Annotated in this window: 12 protein-coding genes; 7 read left to right on the top strand and 5 right to left on the bottom strand. The window is 53.1% G+C overall.

Annotated features, from left to right (window positions below; genetic code table 11):
* Positions 1 to 38 precede the first annotated feature (38 nt).
* From OH31_RS01260 to OH31_RS01250, 3 genes are all read left to right on the top strand, one after another.
* Positions 39 to 1592 (top strand): M48 family metalloprotease, encoded by a 1554-nt coding sequence (locus OH31_RS01260; protein WP_024929311.1) that lies wholly within the window; start codon positions 39 to 41, stop codon positions 1590 to 1592.
* 23 nt (positions 1593 to 1615) lie between these two features.
* Complete coding sequence (locus OH31_RS01255) at positions 1616 to 1978, top strand: putative quinol monooxygenase (protein WP_024929310.1); 363 nt, start codon at positions 1616 to 1618, stop codon at positions 1976 to 1978.
* Between the two features lie 94 nt (positions 1979 to 2072).
* Entirely contained in the window at positions 2073 to 2516 is a 444-nt protein-coding gene (locus OH31_RS01250; protein WP_019883004.1) for a hypothetical protein, read from the top strand.
* Between the two features lie 49 nt (positions 2517 to 2565).
* Here OH31_RS01250 and OH31_RS01245 read toward each other — a convergent pair whose 3' ends face one another.
* From OH31_RS01245 to iscX, 3 genes are read right to left on the bottom strand one after another with little or no spacing between them, the layout of a single operon-like run.
* Positions 2566 to 3081 (bottom strand): TIGR02281 family clan AA aspartic protease, encoded by a 516-nt coding sequence (locus OH31_RS01245; protein ID WP_024929309.1) that lies wholly within the window; start codon positions 3079 to 3081, stop codon positions 2566 to 2568.
* Between the two features lie 11 nt (positions 3082 to 3092).
* Positions 3093 to 4499, bottom strand: a complete 1407-nt coding sequence (locus tag OH31_RS01240) for a phosphomannomutase/phosphoglucomutase (protein ID WP_024929308.1) — start codon at positions 4497 to 4499, stop codon at positions 3093 to 3095.
* Positions 4500 to 4694, bottom strand: a complete 195-nt coding sequence (gene iscX, locus OH31_RS01235) for a Fe-S cluster assembly protein IscX (protein WP_024929307.1) — start codon at positions 4692 to 4694, stop codon at positions 4500 to 4502. It abuts the gene before it with no gap.
* Between the two features lie 146 nt (positions 4695 to 4840).
* Between iscX and OH31_RS01230 the strand changes: the two genes are divergently transcribed.
* The 4 genes from OH31_RS01230 (at position 4841) to OH31_RS01210 (ending at position 9469) form a co-directional block, all read left to right on the top strand.
* A complete protein-coding gene (locus OH31_RS01230) occupies positions 4841 to 6886 on the top strand; it encodes an AsmA family protein (RefSeq protein ID WP_024929306.1) in 2046 nt (681 codons plus the stop codon).
* Positions 6887 to 7290: 404 nt separating this feature from the next.
* Positions 7291 to 8538 carry a serine hydroxymethyltransferase gene (glyA, locus tag OH31_RS01220; protein WP_024929305.1) on the top strand — a complete coding sequence of 416 codons (1248 nt, stop codon included), beginning with the start codon at positions 7291 to 7293 and terminating at the stop codon, positions 8536 to 8538.
* A 21-nt stretch (positions 8539 to 8559) separates the two neighbouring features.
* Positions 8560 to 9009: a transcriptional regulator NrdR gene (nrdR, locus tag OH31_RS01215; RefSeq protein WP_019882994.1), complete on the top strand. Its 450-nt coding sequence runs from the start codon at positions 8560 to 8562 to the stop codon at positions 9007 to 9009.
* A gap of 82 nt (positions 9010 to 9091) precedes the next feature.
* Positions 9092 to 9469, top strand: a complete 378-nt coding sequence (locus OH31_RS01210; protein ID WP_024929304.1) for a hypothetical protein — start codon at positions 9092 to 9094, stop codon at positions 9467 to 9469.
* Positions 9470 to 9481: 12 nt separating this feature from the next.
* Here the strand turns inward: OH31_RS01210 and OH31_RS01205 are convergent, their stop codons facing one another.
* Both OH31_RS01205 and OH31_RS01200 read right to left on the bottom strand, forming a co-directional pair.
* A complete protein-coding gene (locus tag OH31_RS01205) occupies positions 9482 to 10621 on the bottom strand; it encodes a phosphoserine transaminase (protein ID WP_024929303.1) in 1140 nt (379 codons plus the stop codon).
* Positions 10618 to 12765, bottom strand: coding sequence for a RimK family alpha-L-glutamate ligase (locus OH31_RS01200; RefSeq protein WP_024929302.1), 2148 nt, complete (start codon positions 12763 to 12765; stop codon positions 10618 to 10620). Before OH31_RS01200 ends, OH31_RS01205 begins: the two co-directional genes overlap by 4 nt.
* Positions 12766 to 12874 lie beyond the last annotated feature (109 nt).

Below are 12874 nucleotides of genomic sequence, written 5' to 3'. Positions count from 1 at the left end.
GAATGGCTGCGGCTGGATGGGGAAACAGCAGAATGACAATGATTAAAAAAAGTATTTTTTGCCCGGTGCTGCTCTCTGTGGGCCTACTGGCCTGCGGCGTCAATCCGGTGACCAAAGAGCGCGAGTTCCAGTTTGTCTCGCAGGATAAAGAGATTCAGCTGGGTCAGCAAAACTATAGTCCTGCCCGTCAGTCACAAGGTGGTGATTACACGCTGGATGCCGAACTGACGCGCTATGTGCAGCAGGTGGGACAAAAGCTGGCGGCCGTATCAGACCGTCCCGATTTGCCCTATGAGTTTGTAGTGCTCAATGACTCGGTGCCTAATGCCTGGGCGATGCCGGGCGGCAAAATCGCGTTTAACCGTGGCTTGCTTTATGAACTGCATAGCGAAGCCGAACTGGCTGCCGTGTTGGGCCATGAGATTGTGCATGCAGCGGCGCGGCATGGTGCCAAAGGCATGGAGCGTGGCATGTTTATGCAAGGGGCCATGCTGGCAGTCGGCCTGGCCACGAGAGACTCTAATTACGCCAACCTGGTTGTCGGCGGCGCACAACTGGGTGGTCAGCTGATTACCAGCAAATATGGCCGCGATGCTGAATCAGAGTCTGACCACTATGGCATGAAGTACATGAAACTGGCAGGCTATGATCCGGCCGCAGCCGTGACTTTGCAAGAGACGTTTGTGCGCCTGAGTGAAGGCAAACGGCAGGACTTTATCAGCGGCTTGTTTGCCAGCCATCCGCCTTCACAAGAGCGGGTGGATGACAACAAAAAAACGCTGACGGAGCTGGGCGCAGGCGGTGACATGGGTAAAGACGTCTATGCACAAAAGGTCGCCAAGTTGATGGCCACGCGTGAGGCCTATAAAGCTTATGACGAAGGCAAAGAGGCACTGCAAAAAGGCGATGCCGAGAAAGCCAAAACCCTGGCCAAAAAAGCCATTAGTATTGAGCCGCACGAAGCACGCTTTCAGGAGCTGTTGGGCGATATTGCCCTGACTAAGAAAAACACCACGGAAGCGCTGGCGTTTTACGACAAGGCGATCCAAATGCAGCCGGATTATTTCAAGCCCTATGTGCAAAGCGGTATTGCCTTGTTTAATGATGGCAAAAAAGCGCAAGCCGAACCTTTTTTGAAAAAAGCCAATGCCTTGCTGCCGACCGCACCTGGCTATGCCTTGCTCGGCCAGATTGCCGAAGGGCGTGGTGAAACTGCACTTGCCTTGCAACATTACCAGTTAGCCGCCAGTTCAGACTCCGAAATCGGCAAAGAAGCCGCTGGCCGCGCCATGCGCATAGACTTGCCGCGCAACCCGGCGCGCTACCTGCCTTCTGGCCCGCTGGCAGATAACACCGGCATGGTCTACGCTGCGGTACAAAATAATAGCAGCGTGCCAGTTGGGCGTGTTCAAGTGCGCATGCTGCAATACGACAACCGTGGACGTTTGGTGGACCAGACGCGCTCTATGCTGATTACCGGCGGCATTGCGCCAGGCAAGCGCGGTTCGGTAGCAACTGGTATCCGGATTCAAGACCAGGCTGCGTTACAGTTTTTCCGCGTCGTGGTTGAGGGCGCAGAGCTGGCGAATTAATTTTAAACAATAATAATCACGTTATGGCCACCCAAGATACCTGCTGCTCAGTTTCCCCTTACTTCGAAATCCATGCTGGCAAAACTGCCGCTTTTCGCGCCATCTGTGAAAAGTATGTCGAGTGGTCATCGCGTGAGCCTGGCTGTTTGTATTATGGCTTTAGTTTTGACGGTGACCTCGCACATTGCCGGGAAGGCTTTGAGAACGCGGAGGCACTGCTGGCTCACCTCGACAATCTGCGCCCGATTCTGCATGAAATGGGCGAAGTTTCTACACTGGTGCGTATTGAAGTGCATGGCCCGGACGCTGAGTTGGCCAAGCTGCGCGTGCCGCTGGCTGGGCTCAATCCGCAGTATTTTGTACTGGAATATGGTGTGAGAAAGTAGATGTGTGCGCAACATGGCTTTGCTGCTTGAAATCTGCTAATGTTTCGCCGGATTGGATTAACCGATCTTTACTTAATCACTTGGAAGAATAAAAATGAATATCACAAGAAAAATCGCCAGCACCACCTTGGTGGCATTAGCGATTGCTGTTTCTGGTTGCTCGACCATGCAAGATGTTGTCAAAGTTAAACAAAGTGGTGCAGAGGGTACGACGAAGAATTATGCAGTCACCGAAGCACAAGCCTGGGAAATTGCTAAAACAGTATTCAGATGGGAAGGGGCCGACGCAATTGAGGAGCATAGAGATCAGCACTATATGCTCACGAGTAGTGGCGTCAATTTGGTTTCATGGGGTGCTGTGATGGGCGCGTGGGTTGAGCCTGTGAAAGATGACGACACCAAAGTCACCGTGGTGACCAAACGCCGTGTAACGGTGAACGTGGCAACGACCTTAACTGAAACGACCTTTCATAAGCGCTTTGCACAGGCCGTGAATATCGTCAAACAAGGCAAGCCACTCCCTGCTGAAGCACCCTAAGTATTTATTTTGCGTGGGCAAGTGGCTTGTCCGCGCAAATGATTCAAGTTTATTGTGTTGCCTCACCATCCCGTATCGTCATCACTCCCCGATACAACCTGACATCCATTCTCCCCAGAAAACTCATGCCGAGCAGGGCGTCTCCTTCCAGTCCAGGTGAAATCGTCGCCGCCACATCATGCGCGATCACGCCGCCTAATTGCACGGTTTTCAAACGCACCAGGTAAGACACGGCATTGCCGTTGGCAGTGTGTGTATTAATCGCATCCCGACTGGCTAGCCCCAAACGGTCTGCAACATGTTGTGAGATGGCGACGCCGGTGGCGCCGGTATCCACCAGCACGCGCACACGTTCGCCGTTAATCAGGGCTTCGGCACTGTAGTGACCGTCAGGGCCGCGTTTAAGGCTGACGACTTCTGGCTGGCCGATCTGCTCCAGGGTGTTGGGGTGTTGTACGCGATCGACTAACACCCACACCAGTGCGGCGAGTGCCAGCCAGGTGAGGGTGTAGAGCAGGCCGCGCCCGCGTGAATAACGTTTTTGAGTGGCATTGTGCATGCTCATTCAATGGTGGCTTAAAACGGGATTTTCAAGTCTGGCCTGGTATTGCTTAACACCTGTTTGAACGCCTGTTGAATGCGAGTCAGCGCGGTTTCATCCTCAGCTTCAAAGCGTAGCGTGAGGACGGGCGTCGTGTTGGAAGCGCGAATCAGGCCAAAACCGTCGGCATATTCCACCCGCAGGCCATCAATCGTGATCACCTCAAGTGCATCTGGAAATGGTGCGGACTGTTGCAGGCTGGCAATAAAAGCATGTGGCTCTCCTTCTTTCATGGCGATTTGCAGTTCGGGGGTGTTGACGCTATCGGGCAGGGCTTCTAGCACCGCGCTGGCATCAGGGCTGCGGCTGACGATTTCGAGTAATCTGGCGGCGCTGTAGAGGCCGTCATCAAAGCCAAACCAGCGTGGCTTGCCTGCTTTGGCATCGTTAAAAAACAGGTGGCCTGAGAGCTCGCCGCCCATGGCGGCACCGGTTTCCTTGATTTTGGCTTTCATCAGTGAGTGGCCGGTTTTCCAGATCACCGGTTTGCCGCCATGCTCGCGTATAAAAGGGGATAAGTGGCGCGTCGATTTGACGTCAAATACGACTTTGCTGCCCGGCTGCTCTATCAGCACCTCTTCAACAAATAGCATGAGCTGGCGGTCGCTACGTATGATTTGGCCGGATTTGGTGACTACGCCCAGGCGGTCGCCATCGCCATCAAAGGCAATACCGACTTCAGCCTCACTAGTCTGTAATGTGCGTATCACATCTTGCAGGTTTTTCGCTTCGACCGGGTCCGGGTGGTGATTGGGAAAATGTCCATCCACGTCGCAAAACAAGGGCTCGACCTCGCAGCCAAGGGCTTTAAACAAGGCCGGTGCATAAGCGCCGGCGACGCCATTGCCGCAGTCGATGACCACCCGCATCGGGCGTGCCAGCTGAATATCAGACACAATCGCCGCCTGGTAAGCCGGATAAATATCATAAAACGATTGTTTGCCGGGCTGTGGTGGCTGGGCAAACTGCTGCTGGAGAATGCGTTGCTTGAGTGCCTGAATGGCTTCGCTACTGAGCGTTTCACCTGCAATCACCATTTTAAGGCCATTATAGGGTGGAGGATTGTGGCTGCCTGTGATCATGACGCCGCTACTGGTCTGGGCCAGGTAGTGCGCCGCAAAATACAGCATGGGGGTGGTGACCATGCCCAGAGCAATCACGTTGGTGCCTGTGTCTGCGATGCCCGCCGTTAATGCTGCGGCCAGGGTTGGGCTCGACAAGCGTCCATCGTAGCCCACGCAGAGGCTGTGCTCGCCGCGCTCTTGTGCCAGTGTGCCCAGCGCCAGTCCGATCTGGCGCACGATGTCTTCCGTCAGCGACTCACCGACAATGCCGCGAATATCATAGGCTTTGAAAATGGACGCTGGCAGGAAGGTGGTCATTTACTCAGCTTCTTCTATCCAGGCCAGTTGAATGGCTTCGAGGATTTTTTCGCCACAATGGGCAGGCTCATCATCAAAGCCGTCCAACGCCAGTACCCATTGCATCAGATCCGTGAAACGGATGGTTTTAGGGTCTATTTCAGGATGTTTGTCATAGAGTTCTTCAGCGATCCGCTGGCTGTCGGTCCATTTCATTACAATCGGCTCCAGTGTTTAAGTTGAGGATATCTTTACCCTCATTATAACTGACAGCTTGCATCCGGTTTGACAGAATCGGCCTACACGCGTGTCAGCCATGCAGGACTAGCCAGTCCAGCCTATCATTGTCATCATAACAAGCTATGAATGAAACCGAGATAACAACAAAAAAATCTGCACCTATCATCAGGTGGCTAATTGGAAGCTTGCTTGCGCTGGTGTTGGCCGTAATCGTGTGTGAAGTCGCCGGCTGGCCGTTTTTGCGTCAACCGTTACAACAATTGCTGCAAGATAAGTTGCACCGATCTGTCGAGATTGAGCGCCCGTTTCGCTTGCAATTACTGGGCGGCATCCGCCTGCAAGTGGGCGGCTTAAAGCTCGCGGCGCCAGAAGGCTTTGATGCGCCTTACTTTGTCGATGCACACGGGCTGGACCTGGCGTTGCGGTATCGTGATTTATGGTCGCTCAAGGAAACCGATCCTTACCGTATTGAAGCCATTCGTGCGGATCAACTGAATGCCTATCTGCTTCGCCGTGCAGACAGGCATGCGAGTTGGGAGTTTGAGCTGGATGACAGCGGCCCGCCACGGCCTTTTCCACTGATTGAGCAACTGGCGGTGAATCAGGGCCAGGCAAAAGTCGCCGATGCCGTGACTAATGCACAACTGGCCGTGACATTTTTTACCGAGGAGGGCGAGCATCTGGCCACGCCGGAATCCCGGGTTAAAGTGAATGGCCAATTTCGCAAGCTGCCCATACAGGGGGAGCTGGTGACACAAGGTTTTTTGCCAGTGGCGACCCAGGGGAGTAAGTCTCCACCTATTAATTCTCAAGGCTGGTTGAAATATGGCGCGGTTAACGCACAATTTCGTGGCGCGGTGTATGACTTGTTCGGTACGCAACGCGTGAAAGGCAACGTTGAAGTCAAAGGCGCGTCGTTGGCTGACGTAGGCGATTTGCTTGACCTGACGTTTCCACGGACCGCTTCTTTTAAAGTCAGTGCCGATATTGAAAAAGGCATAGACCAATGGCAGGTGAATATTCCCTCGGCACATATTGGGCATAGCCGTTTATCCGGGCAGTTTGTCTATGACTTTGCGCCTGAAACGCCCATGCTGCGTGGCAAGTTGCAAGGCTCGCTACTCATGCTGGCCGATTTGGCCCCCGCATTTGGGGCGACACAAGATAATCCGGCCGCCAACGCGCATCCCGGCAAGCTGTTCCCGGATGAGTCACTGGATTTTACGACTTACGGGCGGATGAATGCAGATATTGATGTGCATCTGGATGCGGTTGATTTAGGTCATGCATTTAAGCAACGGATTTCACCTTTGAAATTGCGTTTGACCTTGATTAAACACAAATTAAGCCTGGCTGAACTGGAGGCCAGTACCGCACAAGGCACACTGACAGGTGCACTGAGTATCGATGCACATGATTCCAGCAATGCCGATTTATCGCCACCGCCTGCGCCTGAATGGGATATACAGTTGGCTGTGCGTGATATCCGTCTGGAGCAATGGCTAAAAGTGACGCCTGCCGATAACAAGGCGCCAGGTAAGCAAGTGCCGTCAGCCAAACAGTCGTCGAGTCCGTCACCAGCCTATATCTCGGGTAAGTTAAACGGCAAAGCCAAGTTGCAAGGCCGTGGCCGTTCTACGGCCGCGTTACTTAAATCGCTGGATGGTCAGCTGGCGCTAATGGTGCGCCAGGGTGAAATCTCACACCTAGTGGTGGAGGCTGCCGGCCTGGATATTGCGCAAGCCGTGGGCGTGCTGATCAAGGGTGATCAACCCTTACCCATGCAATGTGCGGCCATGGGGTGGCATGCCAAGCAGGGCGTGCTAACGCCAGAAGCCGCCATCATAGATACACCGGTGACCACCGTGAACATTCTTGGCGATATTAATCTGGGCCAGGAACAACTCAACCTCAAGTTGCAAGCCAGCCCGAAAAACTTCTCACCGTTGACGGTGCGTTCCCCTATCCTCGTCACCGGGCCGTTTGTCGACCCGAAAGTATCACTCAGTCCCGGGCCGATTGCTGCACGCGTTGCGGGAGGTGTGCTATTGGCGCTGATCAATCCATTTGCGGCGATTCTGCCTTTTCTTGACCCGGGCAGTACGCCGGAAGTGACTGATGCAGGTTGCGAGCAGACGCTGCAACAACTTAAAGCACGCAAGCATTAATGGGCGGTTGCGGGCGACCACAAAAAAAGAACCCAACCGAAGTTGGGTTTAGGGAGCGATTTTGGAGATATACGCTTACGGTTACTACTAAGCATAAGCTGTGCCAGGTTTGATAATTACATTTAAATCAATAAGATAGTCTCATTTTAGGATTTTATTGCCTGCTGCACGATCAGCAACTGTTTGATTGTGTGCACTGATTTGGTGCAGTGCGTGCAATGCTGGCGCATCCATCCCTGACATAAATACCAGTTGCCTTCTTGCATTGGCCCTATGCACATCTAACACACGTATCAGCCCAGAAAAACAGGCCGACTTGGCGAGTCTGACGCTAAAGGTGCATGCCATGGTCGCCTCATGGTAAAATTACGCTTTATTGTTATTGATACGGAAACTTGATCGTCATGTTTAGCTTTTCAAGAAACTTAAGCGTTGCAGACCCGGCATTAGCCACAATGATTTCTTCCGAAGTCGAACGTCAACATCAGCATATTGAGCTGATTGCCTCAGAGAATTACACCAGCCCGGCCGTGATGGAAGCGCAGGGCTCGCAACTGACTAACAAGTATGCGGAAGGTTATCCGGGCAAGCGTTTTTACGGTGGCTGTGAGTTTGTTGATCAAGTGGAACAATTGGCGATTGACCGCCTGAAAGCACTGTACGGCGCTGAGTATGCTAACGTGCAACCGCACTCCGGTTCACAGGCCAATCAGGCGGTGTATTTCTCCATCCTGAAACCAGGCGATACCGTGATGGGGATGAATCTGGGCCACGGTGGCCACCTGACCCACGGTTCACCAGCCAACTTGTCCGGTAAATTGTTCAACATCGTGCCTTATGGCTTGAACGATAAAGAAGAAATTGACTACGACGAGATGGAGCGCATTGCCATTGAGTGCAAACCAAAACTGCTGATTGGCGGTGCCTCTGCTTACGCCCTGCGTTTTGACTGGGCACGCATGGCCGAAATCGCTAAAAAAGTCGGTGCTTATTTCATGGTCGATATGGCGCATTACTCTGGCCTGATCGCGGCCGGTGTGTACCCGAACCCGGTGCCGCATGCTGATTTCGTGACTTCTACAACGCACAAAACATTGCGTGGTCCACGTGGCGGCATCATCATGGCCAAGGCCGAGTTTGAAAAATCAATTAACTCCAACGTATTCCCAAGCTTGCAAGGTGGTCCGTTGATGCATGTCATCGCTGGTAAAGCGACCGCTTTCCTGGAAGCCGCACAACCGGAGTTCAAGGTGTATCAGGAGCAAGTGTTGAAAAACGCCAGTGCCATGGCTAAAACCCTGGCGGCACGCGGCTTGCGCATTATTTCTGGCCGGACTGAGTCACACGTGTTCCTGGTAGACCTGCGTCCTAAAGGCTTGACCGGTAAAGCCGCTGACGCCTTCCTGGGCCAGGCGCACATTACCGTGAACAAAAATGCGATTCCTAACGATCCTGAGAGCCCATTCGTGACCTCCGGTATCCGTATCGGTTCGCCAGCGATTACCACCCGTGGCTTTAAAGAGGCTGAAGCCGAGCAAGTGGCCAACCTGATCGCTGACGTACTGGATAATCCGGAAAATGCAGAAGTGATTGCAGCAGTCAAAGCCAAAGTACATGCTTTGGCCGACAAATTCCCGGTCTACGGCAAATAATCTTTACGGCCATTTTTAGCCATGAAATGTCCTTTTTGCGGTGCTGACGATACGCAGGTGGTGGATTCCCGACTCAATGAGGAGGGAAATTCTATCCGCAGGCGTCGTCGCTGCCAGGCTTGCGATAAGCGTTTTACGACCTATGAAACGGCCGAGTTGCATCTGCCGCAGGTGGTGAAGCAAAATGGTAACCGCGAAGAGTTCAAGCGTGAAAAACTGCGCGTGTCTTTCACACGTGCGTTACACAAGCGTCCGGTGCCGACTGAGTATGTCGATAAGGCGCTGGACCGCATTATTCAAAAAGTGCTTGGTTTAGGCGTGCGTGAAGTGCCTGCGCGCCTGCTGGGCGAAACCGTGATGCAAGAGTTGAAACAAATGGATCAGGTGGCGTATATCCGTTTTGCTTCTGTGTATAGAAGCTTTTCGGATGTGGATGATTTCCATAACGCCATCCGTGACCTGGATAATTAACAGAAGCGGCTAAGCGGATGAATGACACTTCATCCGGCGCGCTCGTTTCTCATATGTTGTTTGCATTTGAAGGCGGGGGCGTATGAAACTGATCAAGTTGTCTGCAATTGCGTTAGCGGTATTTACGGTCATTCTCACCATTGTGTTTTTTACCTGGTGGGCATTTAAAGACCAGGCGGTGTTTGGCAGCGACAAGTTTGACCAGACGCGCTGGATGGAGCTGGCCAACACAGTACAAAAAGAGTGTAGACGTGGTGACATGGCCTACGACCTGAAAAACCATATCCTCATTCGTGGCGCCAAAAAAGAAGCGGTGATGGCCTTGCTGGGTCGTCCCAGTTTAGAAGATGCCAATGCGCTGGAGTACGACCTTGGTAAGTGCATGCATGTTTACCATGCCTTGCGCATTTATTTTGACCAGGATGGGCGCTTAACCCATAGCCAGATTTCTTCCCACTAAACGTCCGCTCTGTTAAGCGTAAGCAGGCGACAGGACTGTAGTTTGTGTTGTCGCTTTATAACGCTTACGGAATGTCTGCATAAAGTCAGCCAGCTGTTCAGCGGCGGCCATCTCCAGGCCGTTATAAATTGATGCACGGATGCCGCCTATACTACGATGGCCATTCAACCCTGAAAAGCCTGCCAGTTGTGCGGCCTGTAAAAAGGCTTGCTCAATCTCTGCGTTGGGTAAGTTAAACACCACATTCATCTTCGAGCGGTCTGCAACGGCGGCACGACCGCGGTAAAAGTCGGCGTGGTCATCCAACACTTGATACAAACAGTCCGCTTTTTGCTGGTTGCGTTTGGCGATGTTGGGCAAGCCACCGATTTCGTCCCGTAACCAGCGCGTGACCAGCAAGACGCTATAAATCGCAAACACGGGGGGCGTGTTGTAGATCGAGTGCGCATCGGCTTGCGCGTGATAGTTGATAAAGCCAGGCAGGTCATCTGGCAGGCTATTCATAAAGTCATCCCGCAAAATCACCATGGTGACCCCGGCCGGGCCGATGTTTTTCTGTGCATGGGCGTAGATCATGGCGTAGCGGTTAAAGTCCCCAGGTGTCGATAACAGGTCTGAGGACATATCACAGATGCGAGGCACATCGTCACGGCCAGGCACGCGATGAAATTGCAGGCCCTCTACCGTTTCGTTGGAAATGTAGTGAAAATACGCAGCGTCTTTAGATAACTGTAATTCGGCATCGCTGGGCAGGCGGCTAAACTGGTCCGCTTTACCACTCCAGGCCAGTTGTAACTGGCCGGATTTCTCCGCCTCATGAATGGCCTTGCCGCTCCAGTAACCGCTGTGAATATAATCGGCAGATTGCCCATTGCGCAGCAAATTCATTGGCAACATGGAGAATTGCTGCGTGGCACCGCCTTGCATCATCAGTACGCGTGTGGATGCTGGCAAGCCCATGAGTTGGCGCATATTATCTTCCAACTCATGCACCACTTGCGCAAACCATTCAGAGCGGTGGCTGATACCCAGAATCGACAGGCCGACTTCTGGTACACAGAGCATGGCAGTATGCAGTTGTTGCAATACGCTCTCGGGTAACGCCCCCGGGCCGCCAGAAAAATTCAGTTGATTGGCACTCAGTTTCATCATGCGCTCTCCAGTAAAGGTTGCGGCTGTAATGCATATAAATATTGCTCAAAGGCCTGTTGTAGCTTGGCGATTTGCCCCGCTTTAAACGGGAACAGGCTGGCGGAGTCCATGGCATGGACTGCCATGATGTGGTCAATCTCGAATACCAGCAATTTGCCGTCTTTGGTTTCTGCGCAATCGATACACAGATAGTCGAGTTGCAGGCGCTGGTAAATTGCGGCCAGTGCTGACTGGTGGCGGGCAGCAAAGCTGGCAAAGTTCTGCATAAACGCGCCTTCTTCGGCACGTTTGTCGGCAGAGTCATACATGCCTGCATTCACGTAATGCACCATCCAGTCGCTGGAGATTGCCATATGGCAGATAAACGGCTGGCCGCGCAGCATGGCAACGCGGTATTTGCGGAACTGGCCATCCTGGCTGCTGTAATCGACAAAGCGCGATACAAAAAACGCCGTGCTTTGCACCTGTTTTAAATAATCCGCCAGCTCGGCTGCCTGTGCAATTCTCGCCAGGTCGTTACCGGCTTGTGAGCCGACCGGGCGAATAATCAAGGGCAAGCTGGGCAGCACATCGTGGTCGGTTGCCTCTGCGGGACGTTGCATGCTTAAACGCGTAACGACCTGGCTACGGGTCAATCGGTGCGTGCGTGGCATATCCAGGCCGGAGATGCCTTGTAGCAGTTCACTTAACTGGTCACGGTTGACGTTGGGCAGCAGGTGTGGCGGATTAATCACTGGCTGTGCATGAGCAAGCAGGCTGGCTTGTACCGCCAGCAGCAAGGCACGGTTCGTCTGGCTATCTGAGAGTGCAACCATTACCGCATCGTGTTCAGGCATGGGGGATGGCAAAGGTTGCTCGACGGATGCGTAGTAATACAGGAGTTCTACCGGGCTGTTTTCGAGCAGGCAATCAATCGGTGTGTTTTCAGATAAATCGCCTGGGGTCATGATCATGAGCAGGCGGAAGCGTGGCGGCTGACAGTTTGCCGGGCGGCGATAGAGCCGTTGCAAGGACAAAGCCTGTTCCTGGATCGCCAGGCCCATGTCACGCATTTTCAGGCATAAAAAGCCGGTGGCCAGGTTCATCCACAGAATGGCATTTTCCTGGTCCTGATTGGCCTGCACCAATAGTGATTGCGCATGCGACCGTAAATCTGCACCGCTCAGGCTCATGCGCAGAAAAGGTGCCAGCCCCTGGAAAGTATGGCTGGCGTTATTGTGGGCTAATGCTTCAAGCAGATTGCGCATATAACGCTTTTTTTCGCTGGCACGGGCCGATGCCCAGAAGTCATCACTGTGATAGGCCTGTTTGCCGTCTATCGTCACCTGCATGTGGTAAGGCTGTCCCAGTAATTCTGTATGCACATAGGTGGCGAAGCACTCGGCAAAGTCTTCTTGTACATCCATGCTGGCGTATAAGGTGGGAAACGATGTTCTCGCCAGGTCACGGTACAAGTCTAATGCCTGGCTGGCATGTAGGGTCGGCTGGCAATAGAAGCTGATCTTCTCACGATGAGGGAAGTTCTGTTCTGGCCGGATCGCCTTGCTACCACTGGTTTGCCAGCTCAGTTTGCTAAAGTGGCCCGCCAGCTTAGGTAATGAGAATGACCAGTCCTGAGGACAGAGGTCGGTCATGGTGGCCAATATGTGGCCGAATTCATGCAATAGCAGAAAACGCAGTGCCTGTATGCGATGGTCGTTTTCCGGCGTTGCGATTTCTACGCTGATTTGCACCTGCGGGTCTGCAATGAACGCTGAATTTTCTTTCCAGCTGGCCCAGGCGTTGGCCGATGGTTGGCTAAATGCCTGGCTGTCGAGCACAATCACAAAGCCGATATTGGTACTGCCATCCCCCAGTGCGACCATATCAGTAAAACCGGAGGCATCCAGGCCTGTTGCAAAGAAAATACCCATTATGGATTTACCCAGCGTATCCAGCAGGCTCTCAGGGAGCGGCGCCAGTGCCTGCGCGAGGGTATCCTGCCAGTCTATGCTTGCGTCCAGGCGCACAGTCTCTGGTAATCCGTGCGTCAGGCCATACTCTGACAGAAAGTCCTGCAAGTCTGCGGTGGGCGGGGTCAGGCGTGTATGCAGTGGTTGTGCATACAGGGCCAGCCATGGATTGGGATCGGCGATATAAATCATAGCTCAGTGTAGCGCCCTTACGCGCGCGGGCTAACCTTAAAAAAACTGGCAAATACCACTGTATTCGGCAGTTCGCACTTGGGCGTGATATCCCGTGCTGGAAAGGAGG

The sequence above is a fragment of the Methylophilus sp. OH31 genome, from assembly GCF_000576615.1.
In the GTDB taxonomy this organism is placed as follows: domain Bacteria; phylum Pseudomonadota; class Gammaproteobacteria; order Burkholderiales; family Methylophilaceae; genus Methylophilus.
This window is presented reverse-complemented; position numbering and strand designations above follow the sequence as displayed.